Genomic DNA, 15,334 nt, shown 5'->3' with positions numbered 1-15,334 from the left:
CTAACAGCCTATTTGTTGTGTTTTTTCAGGATTTTTAGGAAGCAAAAGAAAAATAAACAGTTATTTTTGTCCCGCATTAAAATTATTCTATTATCTTCCCGTGTTTGACACTTTGATTTTGTCAGACTGGTGATAGATCAAGGCCACAGGCCGCTTCAGGGGCGATTTGTGGCCTTGCTGTTTTTTCTGACTTTGTAGCAATATGGCAGGTGTGGGACGGTGAGGGATACAGGGGAAGGGGGCCTGTGGGGCCTCCGCCCCATGGATGAGGTTGCCTGCCCGGCGGCGTTGCCGCCGGCAGGCCCCTTCTCCTGTATTCTACCTACTCCTCATCCTTCTCCCTTTTCCTGGTTTGGGCAATGATACTCCTCATCTTCTGTTTGGTGACTATCTGGGTATCCGTCCTGAAGCCCGCGCTGCCATGGAGATGATTGGTCAAGTCCGTCCTGGTGTAAGTGGGGATATATCCTTCACCGGGTATGCCTAGGAAGTCCATCCCCCTGAGCGTATCCACTATCTCATCTGTTGTGAAGTGCTTCCCGCCACGGTTCACTTTCTTCTCCAGATACTTGTATACCAGCAGTGCCAGGAAGCATGTGAGGAAGTGGGCCTTGATGCGGTCATCCCTTCTCACGTATACCGGCCGGGCATCGAAATCGGTTTTCATGATACGGAAGCCGTTCTCGATGATCCAACGGCCGCCGTTGAGTTCGATGATGGCCGGGGCCGGGTCTTCGAGGTCCGTACACAGGGCATAGAAGCCGTCGAAGCGCGCCTCCTGGTCTATCATATCCTGATTGAGCGAGAAGTTCTCTATCTGGGCCAGCTCACCGTCCGCGGTGACGTGCTCGGCCTTGATGAAGCGCTTGGCATCGCCCGGGCTCTTCTTCTTTGAGGTGGCACCCCAGCCCTTGGCAAGCAAAGCTTTGGCACGAGCTATCTGACGTTCGCGGACATGGCGGAGGTACTCCTGATACTTGAACGAGAAGGTCACGATGACGCGCTGCTCCAACGTCTCTCCAGTTGACATCAGCGTGGGGTCCCAGCGTTCCTTGAAAAAGAGAGTCTCATGGTACTCCTTTGCGTCCAGGATGCTGATGTCATACTCCTCCTTGCCCTGCGAACCGGCAATACGCCAACCCTTGCTGTCCAGGGCCCATTCCTGCAGGTGCTTTTTCAACTTCTTCAGTGACTGCACGGTAATGAATGACCTGTCTCCCACGCTGTCATTCTTGCGGTTCTCATAGCTTGAAAGGCCTCCATCGGTGCAGACCACCAGCCTGGACAGGCCGAACTTGTCCCTCAGTATCTGCTCCATCGGCTTCAGGGTGGTGGTCTCCGCCGTATTGCCCGGCTCGACGCACATTGCCAGCGGGAAGCCGTCGCGGTCCATGAACAGCCCCATCTGCACGATGGGCAGCGGACGGTTCTCCTTGCTGTGGCCATACTGGCGCAAGCCGCTTTCCTCTTCACACTCGAAGAAGTAGTTCGTCAGGTCATAATACACCACCCGCGTATTGCGCTTCCCGAGTTTGAGACTGCGTTTGTACACGCCGGCCTGTATCTCGTTGAACTCACCGGCCAGCAGCGAAAGCGCCCTGTACACCTGCTCCAGCGCGCACTCCGGCTGCTCGAGGAACTTCCTTGCATCTTCCAACGAGGACCGCTTGGATCCCGGATACAGTATCCGGGTGTATACCAACATCGAAAGAATGCCGTTCAGGTCATACTTCAGCAGCTTGTGCTTCTTCGCTATCTTCTTGCAGATGTAGTCCAGGCCCAGTTCGTAATATATTTTCTGAAGGAACAGGTAGCCGCCGTTGTACGAGCGCTGCTCGCCTTTGGGGATAAGCGCCATGGGGTTGCAGTCAATAATGACGTGCTTGTTCTCTTCTTTTTCAAGTGCGGTCATCCCGGCAACTTGAGTCCTTGCCCATTCAATCGGGTCTTCACCATTCAACTTCTCGCGCAGTTCTTCAACGGTCCCTAGACGCTTGACCACTTTGGACGTGCTTTTGCCGCTTTCGCTCCTGTAAGAACGTGCCGCGTAGAGAATAGTACAGTTCTTGGACTTGACAATATTCAATTTCATATCTGTAACAATGCTGTATAATGCTACAAATATAGAAAAAATATTTGACAAAAAAAAGACCTCCGGAGGTCTTTTATCAAAAAAATCGAAAATTTATTGTGTCAAACTACCGAGCTAACAGCCTATTTGTTGTGTTTTTTCAGGATTTTTAGGAAGCAAAAGAAAAATAAACAGTTATTTTTGTCCCGCATTAAAATTATTCTATTATCTTTGCGTTATCAAAACAGATAAAATGAAAGTAAACAAGCTTCACCATCATCATTTTCATACTTGCAATCAGGCGAGCTGAATAGGATGTGTAGAAGCATGAATATACAACATAGACCCGTCTGAACAGCTCAGGCGGGTTTTTTTAATTAACACTCAGCGGTTCGGAGCCGCTAACGCAAAAAAGAAAAGCAATGGAAAAACTGAAAATAGCCATCCAGAAAAGCGGACGATTAAGCGAAAAATCGTTGCAGCTGTTGAACGAATGCGGCATTAAAGTATCGAACGGTGACCGGAAACTCAGGACAGAAGCTCGCAACTTTCCCATGGAAATCCTTTTCCTACGTGACGATGATATTCCTCAATACGTTGAAAATGGCGTTGCAGACATCGGTATCCTGGGAGAAAACGAAGTGTGGGAAAAAGAAAAAGACGTGGATGAAATTGAAAAGCTGGGATTCGGCAACTGTCGGCTTTCGCTCGCTATTCCCAAGGACGAAGTGTATACCAACCTGGATTATTTTCACGGGAAACGCATTGCCACCAGCTATCCGAAAATTCTCAAAAAGTACTTCGGCGTTAAAGGCATTGATGTAAAGATCGAAGAACTGGGAGGGAGTGTTGAGATTGCCACCGGGATTGGGCTAGCTGATGGGATTTTTGATATTGTAAGTACGGGCAGTACCCTTATTATGAACGGCCTGAAAGAAGTTGAGGCCATCATAAAGAGTGAAGCGGTACTGATTGCCAACAAGAGCCTCAACGAAGTCAAACAAGAGCTGCTGGAAAGGTTTCTTTTCCGTATACGGGCTTACAAAAGAGGCATGGGCAGCAAGTACATTGTAATGAACGCGCCGAATTCGTCGATTCCAAGAATTTGCTCCATCCTTCCGGGTATGAAATCGCCCAGTATCCTTCCGCTTGCCGAAGAGGGATGGAGCAGCGTGCACTCGGTAGTACAGGAAGACCAGTTTTGGGATGTGATTGATGCGTTGAAAGACGTGAATGCCCAGGGAATCTTAGTGATGAACATTGAGAAAATGATACTCTAAAAGTGAAAACATTAAACAACCCGGCCGAAAGGAAATGGCCGCAATTGGCAGAAAGGTCCGCCATCAAGCAAGCCAGGCTGATGGAGTTAGTGGACAAGGTTTTTTACGATATCCGTAAAAAAGGTGATAAGGCGGTGTTGAAATATGCCCGGCAGTTTGACAGGTTTTCGGCGGATGACTTCACGGTTGATCACGAGACAATCGAGGCGGCGTCGCAACAGGTCTCGGAACGGTTGAAGCAAGCCATCGCCCTTGCAAAAAGCAACATCGAGAAATTCCACTTTTCGCAGAAAGAGGAAATTGTAAAAGTGGAAACCTCTCCCGGTGTGGTATGCTGGCGCGAAGCACGGCCTATCGAGAATGTAGGGATTTATGTCCCCGGAGGAACCGCTCCTCTTTTTTCCACGGTACTGATGCTGGCCATTCCGGCAAAGATAGCCGGCTGTAAAGAGATCGTGCTTTGTTCGCCTCCCGGCAAGGAAGGCGCTATCCACCCCGCCATTCTTTACGCAGCGAACCTTGCGGGGGTAACCCGCATATTTGCGGTCGGAGGTATCCAGGCTATCGGGGCCATGTCTTTCGGCACGAAGTCCGTCCCGAAAGTAGAGAAAATATTCGGCCCAGGCAACCAGTACGTGATGACGGCAAAGCATGCCGCCCAGTACTACGGTACAGCTATCGATATGCCTGCCGGACCCAGCGAACTCCTTGTGGTGGCGGATGAGACCTGCCGCCCGTCGTTCGTCGCCTCCGACCTGCTTTCTCAGGCAGAACACGGGCCGGACAGTGAGGTCATCCTTTTGTCGGACAACAAAAAGGTGGTTAAGGAAATAAACAAGGAACTCGATATTCAACTGGCGAATCTGCCGCGAAAAGAAATGGCGGAAAAAGCGCTGAAGAACAGCCGTGCCATTTTGTTTAAAGACGTAGAGACCTGCATCCGCTTCAGCAACGTTTACGCTCCCGAGCACCTGATCCTGGCGGTAGAGAATCCTGTTTTGCGCAGCCGTGAGGTGACCAACGCGGGCTCCGTTTTTCTGGGGAACTACAGTTGCGAAAGTGCCGGTGATTACGCTAGCGGCACTAACCACACGCTTCCCACAAGCGGATACGCGAAAGCATACAGCGGCGTTTCTCTGGACAGTTTTATAAAGAAAATCACCTTTCAGCAACTGTCGGAAGAAGGAATTGTCGGTATCGGGGTAGCCGTGGAAACCATGGCTGAAGCAGAAGAACTTTTCGCTCACAAGAATGCCATGACACTGCGTTTGGGCGAAGTGTCGGCACAGCAAGCAAAGAATTATGAGAACAGTTGATATAGAAAAAATGGTCAGGCCGAATATCCTGGCACTAAAACCCTATTCAAGTGCCCGCGATGAATTTTCGGGCAACGAAGGTATCTTTCTCGATGCAAACGAAAATCCGTACGGGACACTCAACCGGTATCCCGACCCCCACCAGAAAGCGTTAAAGACGAAGCTGTCAGAAGTTAAAAACGTACCTTTCAACCAGATTTTTATCGGCAACGGAAGTGACGAGGTCATCGACCTGATATACCGAATTTTCTGTGAACCTGGAAAAGACAGCGCGATTGTTTGTCCGCCCACTTACGGGATGTACGAAGTCTCGGCTAACATCAATCACATCCAACTGCATGAAATCCCATTAACATCCGATTTTCAGCTTGATATTGAAAAGATCCTGCAGACGGCCGAAACAGACAGTTCCGTAAAGCTTATTTTCGTTTGCTCACCGAATAACCCCACCGGGAACAGGTTGGACAACCTGGAGAAGCTGCTTGAAAACTTTAACGGAATCGTGGTGGCAGACGAAGCTTACGTGGATTTTTGCCCCGAATACAGCCTGAAAAGCAAAATAAACAAATACTCCCACCTTATTGTGATGCAGACATTCAGCAAAGCATGGGCGTTGGCGGGTGTCCGGGTTGGAATGGCTTTTGCCGGCGAAAAAATCATATCGTTGCTGGACAAAACCAAACCGCCCTACAACGTCAGTATCATCAATCAGCAAGTTGCCCTGGAAGCGCTTTCGCGCGTGGATGAATTTGAAAAGCGCCGCGACACGATTCTGCAGCAAAGAGCATATCTCGCCGAAGAATTATCGAAACTGGAAATTGTAAAGAAGATTTATCCTTCGGATGCCAACTTCCTCTTGGTTGAAGTATCAGATGCCAACCGGATTTACAACGAACTGGTACAAAAAAAGGTGATTGTCCGCAACCGGAACAGGCAGGTGACAAACTGTGTGAGAATTACCATCGGCACTCCCGGTGAGAATGAGGAGTTGTTGAATAAATTACGCACCCTTGTATGAAAAAAGTTTTATTTATCGACCGGGACGGAACACTGGTTATCGAGCCGCCCGTTGACTTCCAGATTGACAGCCTGGAGAAGCTGGAGTTTTACCCGCAAGTATTTCAGTACCTGTCGCGGATTGCCCGAGAATTGGAATATGAATTGGTTATGGTGACGAATCAGGACGGGTTGGGAACTCCGTCTTTTCCCGAAGATACGTTCTGGCCGGCACACCATAAAATGGTAAAAGCATTCGAAAACGAAGGGGTTGTTTTTAGCGAAATCCTTATCGACCGCTCTTTTGAACACGAAAACCTTCCTACCCGAAAACCGGGGATAGCGTTGCTGACACATTACACAAAAGGGGGTTACGATTTGGAAAACTCTTACGTTATCGGAGACCGGAAAACTGATGTGCGGTTGGCCAGAAACCTTGGCTGCAAAGCCATTTACCTGAACGTGGATAAAACCGATGATGCCGTGCTGTGCACGACCGACTGGGCCGAGATATACGCCTACTTGAAGTTGGAACCCAGAAAAGGAATTGTCCGCCGCAAAACTTCAGAAACCGATATCGTTGTGGAGATCAATCTTGACGGATCAGGAAAAAGCCGGATAGCTACCGGATTAGGTTTTTTCGACCATATGTTGGAGCAAATTGCCCGTCACGGAAATGTGGACCTCTCCATCCGGGTAAACGGTGATTTGCATATCGACGAACACCATACGGTCGAAGATACGGCCATCGCCCTGGGAGAGGCTTTTTTACAAGCACTGGGGAAGAAGAAGGGTATAGAACGTTACGGGTTTCTGCTGCCCATGGACGATTGCCTGGCACAGGTTGCTATCGACTTCGGCGGCCGGCCTTGGCTGGTCTGGGAGGTGGATTTTAAACGCGAGAGAATTGGAGATGTGCCTGCCGAAATGTTTATGCACTTCTTCAAGTCGTTTTCCGATAACGCCAGGTGTAACCTTAACATCAAAGCCGAAGGCGATAACGAACATCACAAAGCGGAAGCCATTTTCAAAGCATTCGCCAAATCGATCAAGATGGCGGTGAAACGTGGTGAAAATACAGGAATTCCCAGCACAAAAGGAATATTATAATGTCAATGGTTGCTATCATCAAATACAATGCTGGCAACATCGCGTCGGTAAAAAATGCGGTGGAGCGGTTGGGGCATCAGTGCGTCATTACCGATAGCGAGGTTGAAATCCGCCGTGCGGATAAGGTGATTTTTCCCGGTGTGGGCGAAGCATCGTCGGCCATGGAATATTTAAAAGAGCGGAAGCTGGATGCGGTAATAAAAACGCTCGGGCAGCCCGTTCTGGGAATATGCCTGGGCCTGCAACTGCTGTGCCGGTATTCGGAAGAGGGAAACACCGGCTGCCTGGGTATCTTTGATACTGCGGTAAAAAAATTCCCGTTGACGGACATTGTTCCCCACATCGGATGGGACAACCTGAAGCATACGGAGTCATTGCTTTTTGATGGTTTTGGAAAGGATGATACGGTCTATTTCGTACACAGTTATTATGCCGAGAGCTGTGCGCAAACTATCGCCGAGTGCGATTATATTTTGCCGTTCAGTGCCGCCATGCGGAACAGGAATTTTTATGCCACGCAGTTCCATCCCGAGAAATCGGCGAATGTCGGTGAACGAATATTGAAGAATTTTTTGAAAATAAGGTAAACAAACGATTGAAGTTTATGAGAATTATTCCTGCCATAGACATTATTGACGGAAAGTGTGTCCGCCTGACCAAAGGCGATTACAGCACCCAAAAAATATATAACGAAAATCCGGTGGAAGTTGCAAAATCGTTTGAAGCCAACGGAATTCGATATTTACACTTGGTTGATTTGGATGGAGCCAAATCAAAACATATTGTGAATAAAGATATTCTGAGAAAAATATCAACAAAAACTTCATTGACGGTTGATTTTGGCGGAGGTATTAAAACCGATGAAGATGTACGCATCGCTTTCGAAAACGGAGCTGCACAGGTTACGGTGGGAAGCATAGCTGCTCAAGAACCGGACCTTTTTTTAAAATGGCTGTCGGTATACGGTCCGGACAAGATTATTTTAGGTGCAGACAGCCACGGCAGAAAAATTGCCACCCAGGGATGGCAGCAGCAATCGGAACTGGATGTTGTGGATTTTATTGCCGGTTATGAACGCAAAGGCGTAACATACGTGATCTGTACCGACATCTCGAAAGACGGTATGCTGCAAGGCACTTCCAATGAGCTTTACGCTGAAATTCTCCGGGAGACCGGAGTTAAGCTGATTGCCAGCGGTGGTGTTTCATCGATGGACGATCTGACAAAGGTAAAGGAGTTAGGTTGTGAGGGAGCCATTATCGGCAAAGCTCTTTACGAAGGGAGAATTAGCCTGGACGAGTTACGCGTTGCGGGTTTCCTGTAACGGGTTTGAAAGAACAAAAAATATAAACTTATATGCTTAAAAAAAGAATTATTCCCTGCCTCGATATCAAGGATGGCCGGACGGTGAAAGGCATTAACTTTGTGGGGCTTCGCGATGCCGGCGACGCTGTGGAACTGGCCAAACGTTACGTCCAGGAAGGTGCGGATGAACTGGTGTTTCTCGATATTACCGCCACCGTTGAGAAACGGAAGAACCTGACCGGACTGGTCGAAAAGATTGCCCGTGAAATCAACATCCCGTTCACCGTGGGCGGTGGCATAAATTCGGTGGAAGATGCGCAGGCAATAATCAAAGCGGGAGCCGACAAGGTGAGCATTAACACTGCGGCTGTAGATCATCCGGAGATTGTTTCGGAAATTGCTGCAAAATTTGGCAGCCAGTGTGTTGTACTGGCGATTGACACCAAGCTTGATGACGGTGAATGGAAGGTTTATATTCACGGAGGCAGGACTCCTACTCCACTCAATGCCGTTGACTGGGCACTGGAGGGCGAACGGCGCGGTGCAGGGGAAATTCTGCTTACATCCATGAACAACGACGGTACCAAAAACGGTTTCGCACTCGATATCACCGCCGCGGTTTCCTCAGCCGTCAATATTCCTGTTGTCGCCTCTGGTGGCGCGGGGACAATGCAACATTTTGCTGATGTCTTCCAACAGACAAGGGCAAGTGCGGCATTGGCGGCAAGCATTTTCCATTTCGGTGAAATACCGATACCCCGGTTGAAACAGTTTTTAAAACAACAAAACATTGAAGTGAGGATTTAAAAAGTAAAAAAATTATGACCATCAATTTCAAAAAATCCGGAGGATTGGTTCCGGTAATCATCCAGAACACCCATACGTTACAAGTGCTGATGCTCGGCTACATGAATGAAGAAGCCCTCGAAAAAACCAAAGCGGAAGGCCGGGTTACTTTTTTTAGCCGCAGTCAGAACCGGTTATGGACAAAAGGAGAAACTTCCGGAAATTATCTTATCGTGAACGAAATCCGGGAAGATTGTGATAACGACACGTTGCTGATCAAAGCCCTTCCTCAGGGACCCACCTGCCATACCGGAGCCACAACCTGTTTTTCCGAAGAAACACCGAAAGGTTTTATCTATGAACTGGAAAAAGTGATCGAACAACGGATAGAAGCTAAAACCGAAGGATCCTACACGAGCAGGCTTTTCAACAGCGGAGTAAATAAAGTGGCGCAAAAAGTAGGTGAAGAAGCCGTTGAGCTCGTTATCGAAGCTAAGGATAACAACATCGACCTGTTTAAAAACGAAGCGGCTGACCTGCTCTATCACTTCCTGATCCTGTTGAAGACAAAAGCGTTGAAACTGGAAGACATCGAAGGGGTGTTAAAAGGAAGGCACAAGTAGGAGAGCTTTTCGGATAGTGGCAAAAAAAATCACGTATGTAAAATACGTGATTACCTAAAACAAATCTAAGAGAGAAAACACCTATTACCAGTGTATTCGGGTGGAAAACGGGATTCGAACCCGCGACCTACGGAACCACAATCCGTCGCTCTAACCAACTGAGCTATAACCACCGTGTCGTAAAGTGGGTGCAAAGATAAATAATTTTCTTCATAATCCCCAATAAATTTCCAAAAAATCAAAAAAATGCACTTATTCCTGTTTTTCTTGTTTAAAAATTGTATTTTTGAAGTTATAACCGATTAACAGCAATAATTGTGACGAATAAAGTTAAACTCTCCATATTGGGTATATCGTTCAGCCAGGTGCAAGCCGGAGCGTATGCGCTTATATTTGCTGAAGAGAACGGCATACGCCGGCTGCCGATTGTGATTGGTACGCCTGAAGCGCAATCCATTGCCCTGGTAATGGAAAACATGACCCCTCCCCGCCCCCTGGCACATGATCTGATATACAACATTTTCGAATCCTTAAGTATCGAGTTGCTGGAAGTTTTTATTTATAAATTTGAGGACGGTGCTTTTTTTGCCGAGCTGCTTTTGCGTCAAGACAATCGGGAGTTTCGTATCGATTCCCGGACATCGGATGCCGTTGCCATCGCATTGAGGACACATTCACCCATTTTCACCACGGAAACCATCATGCAGAATATGGCCATTGTGTTTGATGAAAAAGAGGTGCTTTCCACAGAGTTTCAGAACAAGGACATGGAAGTGGAGGAGATCGTGGAGAATATGGAGGAGGTAAAAATCGACGCGTTGAAAAAACGGCTGGAAGAAGCCATAAAAGACGAAGATTACGAGTTGGCGACTAAGCTTCGCGATGAGATAAACCGCCGGCAGGGTGCAGAAAATGGCTGATACGGTTTTTTATTCGCCCGGTATCCGGCACTTGCAGCAGTTGCCCGAACAAGAATCGCTACATTGCGTAAAAGTGCTTCGAATGAAGGAAGGGGATAAATTGACCGTTACCGACGGTAAAGGCTTCTTTTACCCGTGTACGCTGATTCAGGCACATCCCAAGCATTGCGTGGTTAGCATGGACGCGGAAGTTGCTCAACCCAAAACGTGGAATTTCAGCCTTCATATAGCTTTTGCGCCTACCAAAAACATCGACAGGATGGAATGGTTCGCCGAGAAAGCCACCGAATCGGGAATAGACCGGTTTACACCGTTGCTTTGCCGCTTTTCGGAAAGGAAAGAGTTGAAAACCGAAAGGTTGGAAAAAATAGTCGTTTCGGCAATGAAGCAGTCGCAACAAGCCGTAATGCCAGTTATTGACGAGATGAATCCCTTTGACTTGTTTGTTGAGAACCCGTTTACGGGCAGAAAGTTTATCGCGCACTGCCACCCTACCCCTAAAACAGCGTTGGCCAAAACCTACCAAAAGGGAGAAGATGCCCTGATTCTTATCGGTCCCGAAGGAGATTTCAGTGAAGAAGAAATTCAAAAAGCCGTCAGTCTCGGCTTTGAACCGGTGAGTCTGGGCGAAAACCGCTTGAGAACGGAAACCGCCTGTCTAGTGGCTTGCCATACCCTTCACGTGTTGAATTTAACGTAAAAACGATGAAAGAAACGCCCAAACCGATACTGAAAGAACTCGCGGCACTTTTTCTTAAGCTGGGCATTATCGGTTTTGGCGGACCGGCTGCGCATATTGCCATGATGCAGCAGGAAGTGGTCGAAAAAAGGAAGTGGCTCACGGAACAGGAGTTTCTCGACCTTCTGGGTGCCACCAACCTGATTCCCGGCCCCAACAGTACTGAGATGGCCATCCATATCGGACAGGAAAAAGGAGGCTGGAGAGGGTTGATCATTGCCGGAGCCTGCTTCATTTTTCCCGCGGTGTTGATTGTCGGCTTTCTGGCATGGCTGTATAAGGATTACGGCCAGTTACCACAGGTACAGCCATTTATATACGGAATCAAACCCGCCATCATCGCCGTTATCCTTGGAGCCGTATTCCCGTTGGCAAAAAAGTCGATAAAATCGGTTGAACTGGCTATTCTAGGCATCCTAGTACTAGTTTTATCTCTGCTGAATATCAATGAAATATACCTGATGTTTGGTGCAGGATTGCTAGCGATGCTGCTTGCCCGAATCCGGAACCGGCAGAAAATAAAATTCAACGGAATCGTTCCCCTGGCATTGTTGCCACCAACAGTCCCAGTCCTGTTGTCGGTTTCCAATGTCAACCTGTTTTTGATTTTCCTGAAAATCGGAGCTATTTTGTACGGTAGCGGTTACGTGCTGTTCGCTTTTTTGGATACGGAACTGGTGACAACCGGGTTCATGTCGCGTCAACAACTTATCGATGCCATTGCCGTAGGCCAGTTTACTCCCGGCCCCGTTTTTACGTCGGTTACCTTTATCGGTTACCAGATCAACGGTTTTTGGGGAGCCGTAGTCTCTACTGTCGGCATCTTTTTACCCTCTTTTGTGTTCGTTGCGTTGTTGAATCCTGTTGTAAAGAAAATGCGAAAATCAACGCTTTTCTCCCTGTTTCTAGATGCCGTGAACGTTGCTTCGGTTGCCATTATCGCGGCCATTTGTTTAATAATGGGGAAAGAGACCATAACAGACGTGCGAACGGTTGTTATCGCAGTATTAAGTATGGCTGTGGTCTTTCGTTACCGAAAAGTCAATAGTGCATTTATTGTGATCGGAGGCTGTTTGGCAGGATACCTGTTGTCGCTGATTTGATTTTTTACTAATTTTGATGCTTTAAACCCAACCGAAAAAATTACAAACAGATGAAAAAACTTTTTTCTACTTCCCTCCTTTTGGCCATACTGATTTCAGCCGTGGGATGTCAAAACCATAAAAAGAAGCTTCCGAGAATAGCTATTGCCGGGCTTGCCATTGAGTCGAGCACGTTTTCACCCGCCGTTTCCCACGAAGATGCGTTCCGGGCAAGGTATGGCGACAGTGTTTTCAGTTATTACCCGTTCTTTGCTGCTGATTCGGGCATTATCGACCGGGCCGTTTGGCTGCCGACCTTGCGCGGACATGCCATGCCGGGTGGCATTGTAAGCCGTGAAGCCTACGAATCGCTGGTGTCAAAAACACTGGACAGCTTAAAAGCAAAACTGCCCCTGGATGCCCTCTTTTTTGATGTTCACGGTGCTATGAGCGTTCAAGGGTTGGATGATCCCGAGGGCGATTTCCTGGTCCGCATACGCGAACTGGTGGGCACGGATGTGTTGATTTCCACCTCGATGGACCTGCACGGAAGCGTTTCGCCGCGTTTGGCACAGAATACCGACTTAATTACCTGCTACCGCCTGGCACCACACGAAGATGCCATTGAGTCGAAAAAAAGGGCGGTTACCAACCTTCTCGATCGCCTCGAAAACGGCAAGGGAAAGCCTGCGTATAAAGCGTGGATTCCCGTTCCCATCCTGCTCCCCGGGGAAAAGACCAGCACCCGCATCGAGCCGGGGAAAAGCCTGTATGCACAGATTCCGGAGGTTATTGAAAAAGACAAGGTGATTGACGCATCCATCTGGATGTCCTACCCTTGGGCCGATGAACCTAGAAATCACGGTGTGGTGGTTGCTTACGGAGATGACAAGGAGGCTGTTGGCAAAGCAGCCGAAAAACTGGCCGCCCATTTCTGGAACGTGAGAAAAGAGTTCGATTTTGTGGCTCCTACCGTTTATTTGGATGAGGCTTTGGAAAAAGCGCTGGCAAGCGATAAAAAACCGTTTATCATCAGCGATATGGGTGATAACCCCACGGCAGGAGGAGCAGGAGATGTTACCTGGACACTGCAGGAGATACTGAAAAGGCCGGAATTGAAGTCGCCGCGGGCAAAGTCGTTGATTTACGCCTCCATTCCCGGTGAAGAGTTTGTGAAGAAAGCCAAGGAGATTGGTGTTGGCGGAAAAATTGATGCGACAGCCGGAGCGGCCGTAGATAACCGGTTCGCACCGCCGGTAAGGATCACCGGAACCATTACGGCCATCCACGAAGGGCATCCCAATGCCAAAACCGAAGTGGTGGTAAGAAACGGCAACACCTCTGTGATAGTCACTGAAAGACGCATGGCCTACCATTACGAAAAGGACTTCACCAAACTGAGGTTAAATCCGCGTGAAACAGATATCCTGGTGGTTAAAATCGGCTACCTCGTGCCTGAGTTGTACGACATGCGTGCCGATTGGTTAATGGCATTAACACCCGGCGGGGTTGATCAGGACCTTCTCCGACTGGATTACAAGCGGATCAACCGCCCCATTTATCCACTCGATCCCGATATGGCCGATCCCGATCTCAACGCAACATTTATCCCGTTATCGGATGAGATAAAAAGATGATTAGAATGACAAAGAAACAACGCTTCGCTTATGTGATGGACTGGTTCCTGGAAAATGCCGAATCTTCCGAAACCGAGCTTCATTACGCCAACAACTATCAACTGCTTGTTGCCGTCATCCTGTCGGCACAATGCACCGATAAACGGGTAAACCTGATTTCCCCGCATGTTTTTGAGGCGTTTCCAACCCCCGAAGTCATGGCAGCATCGTCACCCGACGAAGTTTTCGAATACATAAAATCGTGCTCTTACCCCAACAACAAGGCCAAAAATCTGGTGGGAATGGCAAGAAAACTTGTCTCCGATTTCAACGGGGAAGTCCCGTCAACCATTGACGATTTGCTGACCATTCCCGGTGTGGGCAGAAAAACAGCTAACGTGATGTTGTCCGTCGCTTTCGATCTTCCTGCCATGGCAGTGGATACTCACGTTTTCCGGGTTTCTAACCGGATCGGGTTGACGGACAACTCGAGATCACCACTCGAGACCGAACGGGAACTGGTCAAATATATCCCAGAGAAATTGTTGACCCGAGCCCATCACTGGCTGATTCTTCACGGCAGGTACATCTGCATCGCACGAAAACCCAAGTGCGGTATTTGCGGGCTGAGGGATTGGTGTAAATACTATCAGCGTGAAGTTGTTGTGGGATTGCCTCAAAAATCGGAATAATCTGCCGGACGCAGAAAGGTGATATCGCTGTGGGAAACGTTGTTTTGATATTCAGGCAAGGAAGACATCCGTTTCCAGGCAGGGTCTACACGAAAGGCATCCCAGTGTGCATCCCTGTCTTCTTTATTTTCAAACGTTGTCATATACATCAGGTTGGGCATTTTTCCCCCTGCGACCACCTCGCTGTAGAATACAGGGTTGAAATTAAGCCGGGTGAATATCTCCATTTCCCCGCCTTCGTTAAACATGTGCACTTTATTCCGGAAAATTTTCTCACTGGCGCTCTCGTAACTGCGTAACTCATATATCCGTTGTTTTTTTGCTGATTTTAGGTTTGGAAGCTTCATTGCGGGTGCCAGGGGAAAAGCTTTTAGAAGTATAGTTTCCATCCGGTTGTAGGCCGGATTATTGTGAAGAACATCTGCGTACTCTTTATTGTTCGCATTAAACTTATTGTTCCTCATTAAACGGGTGTTAATTTCATCCACCGCATTCAACGATTTTAACGGAACAAAAAGATAGAGCGTTTTGTTTGCGGAGGTATCGTTTGCTATAGCTTTAAATACGCCGACGGACTTGATCTTCATTTCGTGCAAGGCAGGTATCAATGCTCCCTGCAGGTAATTATCGATAATTTTCTCCTGATCGATCGTATTGTAGTGATAAACCGTCAGCTGATAGAATTCACGAGGTTGTCCTTTCGACTGTGACCGGATAAATTGGGGAACGATAAAAAGAATGACAAATAGCGGAAGCAAAAGTTTTGTTTTCATTGGATGGGGCTGGATTATAGAATGT

At 48.1% G+C, this 15,334-nt stretch carries 15 protein-coding genes and 1 tRNA gene; 13 read left to right on the top strand and 3 right to left on the bottom strand.

All coding sequences use genetic code 11. The features are described 5' to 3' along the window. Window positions 1–322 precede the first annotated feature (322 nt). The gene (locus tag KCV26_13560; GenBank protein WZX36316.1) at window positions 323–2,092 is read right to left on the bottom strand and encodes an IS1634 family transposase; all 1,770 of its coding nucleotides are present in this window, start codon (window positions 2,090–2,092) and stop codon (window positions 323–325) included. A 401-nt stretch (window positions 2,093–2,493) separates the two neighbouring features. Between KCV26_13560 and KCV26_13555 the strand changes: the two genes are divergently transcribed. Genes KCV26_13555 through KCV26_13520 form a run of 8 tightly spaced genes read left to right on the top strand, consistent with a single transcriptional unit; the run spans window position 2,494 to window position 9,487 of the window. Next, a complete protein-coding gene (locus KCV26_13555; GenBank protein ID WZX36315.1) occupies window positions 2,494–3,351 on the top strand; it encodes an ATP phosphoribosyltransferase in 858 nt (285 codons plus the stop codon). Between the two features lie 2 nt (window positions 3,352–3,353). Then, the gene (gene hisD / locus KCV26_13550; protein WZX36314.1) at window positions 3,354–4,667 is read left to right on the top strand and encodes a histidinol dehydrogenase; all 1,314 of its coding nucleotides are present in this window, start codon (window positions 3,354–3,356) and stop codon (window positions 4,665–4,667) included. Further along, entirely contained in the window at window positions 4,654–5,685 is a 1,032-nt protein-coding gene (hisC, locus tag KCV26_13545; protein ID WZX36313.1) for a histidinol-phosphate transaminase, read from the top strand. Before hisD ends, hisC begins: the two co-directional genes overlap by 14 nt. Next, the gene (gene hisB, locus KCV26_13540; protein ID WZX36312.1) at window positions 5,682–6,773 is read left to right on the top strand and encodes a bifunctional histidinol-phosphatase/imidazoleglycerol-phosphate dehydratase HisB; all 1,092 of its coding nucleotides are present in this window, start codon (window positions 5,682–5,684) and stop codon (window positions 6,771–6,773) included. Before hisC ends, hisB begins: the two co-directional genes overlap by 4 nt. 5 nt (window positions 6,774–6,778) lie before the next feature. Beyond that, a complete protein-coding gene (hisH, locus tag KCV26_13535; protein ID WZX38394.1) occupies window positions 6,779–7,360 on the top strand; it encodes an imidazole glycerol phosphate synthase subunit HisH in 582 nt (193 codons plus the stop codon). A 17-nt stretch (window positions 7,361–7,377) separates the two neighbouring features. Continuing rightward, on the top strand, window positions 7,378–8,097 hold the full coding sequence (hisA, locus tag KCV26_13530; protein WZX36311.1) for a 1-(5-phosphoribosyl)-5-[(5-phosphoribosylamino)methylideneamino]imidazole-4-carboxamide isomerase: 720 nt from the start codon (window positions 7,378–7,380) through the stop codon (window positions 8,095–8,097). A gap of 32 nt (window positions 8,098–8,129) precedes the next feature. Further along, entirely contained in the window at window positions 8,130–8,885 is a 756-nt protein-coding gene (gene hisF / locus KCV26_13525; GenBank protein WZX36310.1) for an imidazole glycerol phosphate synthase subunit HisF, read from the top strand. Window positions 8,886–8,899: 14 nt separating this feature from the next. Continuing rightward, window positions 8,900–9,487, top strand: a complete 588-nt coding sequence (locus tag KCV26_13520; protein ID WZX36309.1) for a bifunctional phosphoribosyl-AMP cyclohydrolase/phosphoribosyl-ATP diphosphatase HisIE — start codon at window positions 8,900–8,902, stop codon at window positions 9,485–9,487. Between the two features lie 98 nt (window positions 9,488–9,585). On the opposite strand, the gene KCV26_13515 is transcribed toward KCV26_13520, so the two are convergent. Beyond that, window positions 9,586–9,661: transfer RNA gene (locus KCV26_13515), tRNA-His, on the bottom strand. Window positions 9,662–9,804: 143 nt separating this feature from the next. Here KCV26_13515 and KCV26_13510 point away from each other — a divergent pair. The 5 genes from KCV26_13510 to nth are packed head-to-tail and all read left to right on the top strand — an operon-like array spanning window position 9,805 to window position 14,536. Next, window positions 9,805–10,407 carry a bifunctional nuclease family protein gene (locus KCV26_13510; protein ID WZX36308.1) on the top strand — a complete coding sequence of 201 codons (603 nt, stop codon included), beginning with the start codon at window positions 9,805–9,807 and terminating at the stop codon, window positions 10,405–10,407. Continuing rightward, on the top strand, window positions 10,400–11,107 hold the full coding sequence (locus tag KCV26_13505) for a 16S rRNA (uracil(1498)-N(3))-methyltransferase (protein ID WZX36307.1): 708 nt from the start codon (window positions 10,400–10,402) through the stop codon (window positions 11,105–11,107). Before KCV26_13510 ends, KCV26_13505 begins: the two co-directional genes overlap by 8 nt. 5 nt (window positions 11,108–11,112) lie before the next feature. Then, complete coding sequence (gene chrA, locus KCV26_13500; GenBank protein WZX36306.1) at window positions 11,113–12,249, top strand: chromate efflux transporter; 1,137 nt, start codon at window positions 11,113–11,115, stop codon at window positions 12,247–12,249. A 50-nt stretch (window positions 12,250–12,299) separates the two neighbouring features. Beyond that, the gene (locus KCV26_13495) at window positions 12,300–13,865 is read left to right on the top strand and encodes a M81 family metallopeptidase (protein ID WZX36305.1); all 1,566 of its coding nucleotides are present in this window, start codon (window positions 12,300–12,302) and stop codon (window positions 13,863–13,865) included. Between the two features lie 5 nt (window positions 13,866–13,870). Further along, window positions 13,871–14,536: an endonuclease III gene (nth, locus tag KCV26_13490; GenBank protein ID WZX36304.1), complete on the top strand. Its 666-nt coding sequence runs from the start codon at window positions 13,871–13,873 to the stop codon at window positions 14,534–14,536. Here nth and KCV26_13485 read toward each other — a convergent pair. Next, a complete protein-coding gene (locus KCV26_13485; GenBank protein ID WZX36303.1) occupies window positions 14,521–15,309 on the bottom strand; it encodes an NIPSNAP family protein in 789 nt (262 codons plus the stop codon). The genes nth and KCV26_13485 overlap by 16 nt on opposite strands. Between the last annotated feature and the right edge of the window lie 25 nt (window positions 15,310–15,334).

Source organism: Petrimonas sulfuriphila (assembly GCA_038561985.1).
Classification (GTDB): Bacteria; Bacteroidota; Bacteroidia; order Bacteroidales; family Dysgonomonadaceae; genus Petrimonas; species Petrimonas sulfuriphila.
The sequence above is the reverse complement of the archived record's forward strand: the minus strand, read 5'-3'. Positions and strand labels throughout refer to the sequence as shown.

Coding starts and splice junctions, on each gene's coding strand:
- hisF (WZX36310.1), top strand. CDS start 8,130: ATGCTTAAAAAAAGAATTATTCCCTGCCTCGATATCAAGGATGGCCGG.
- hisB (WZX36312.1), top strand. CDS start 5,682: ATGAAAAAAGTTTTATTTATCGACCGGGACGGAACACTGGTTATCGAG.
- KCV26_13505 (WZX36307.1), top strand. CDS start 10,400: ATGGCTGATACGGTTTTTTATTCGCCCGGTATCCGGCACTTGCAGCAG.
- KCV26_13485 (WZX36303.1), bottom strand. CDS start 15,309: ATGAAAACAAAACTTTTGCTTCCGCTATTTGTCATTCTTTTTATCGTT.
- hisA (WZX36311.1), top strand. CDS start 7,378: ATGAGAATTATTCCTGCCATAGACATTATTGACGGAAAGTGTGTCCGC.
- hisH (WZX38394.1), top strand. CDS start 6,779: ATGGTTGCTATCATCAAATACAATGCTGGCAACATCGCGTCGGTAAAA.
- KCV26_13520 (WZX36309.1), top strand. CDS start 8,900: ATGACCATCAATTTCAAAAAATCCGGAGGATTGGTTCCGGTAATCATC.
- hisC (WZX36313.1), top strand. CDS start 4,654: ATGAGAACAGTTGATATAGAAAAAATGGTCAGGCCGAATATCCTGGCA.
- KCV26_13555 (WZX36315.1), top strand. CDS start 2,494: ATGGAAAAACTGAAAATAGCCATCCAGAAAAGCGGACGATTAAGCGAA.
- KCV26_13560 (WZX36316.1), bottom strand. CDS start 2,092: ATGAAATTGAATATTGTCAAGTCCAAGAACTGTACTATTCTCTACGCG.
- chrA (WZX36306.1), top strand. CDS start 11,113: ATGAAAGAAACGCCCAAACCGATACTGAAAGAACTCGCGGCACTTTTT.
- KCV26_13495 (WZX36305.1), top strand. CDS start 12,300: ATGAAAAAACTTTTTTCTACTTCCCTCCTTTTGGCCATACTGATTTCA.
- nth (WZX36304.1), top strand. CDS start 13,871: ATGACAAAGAAACAACGCTTCGCTTATGTGATGGACTGGTTCCTGGAA.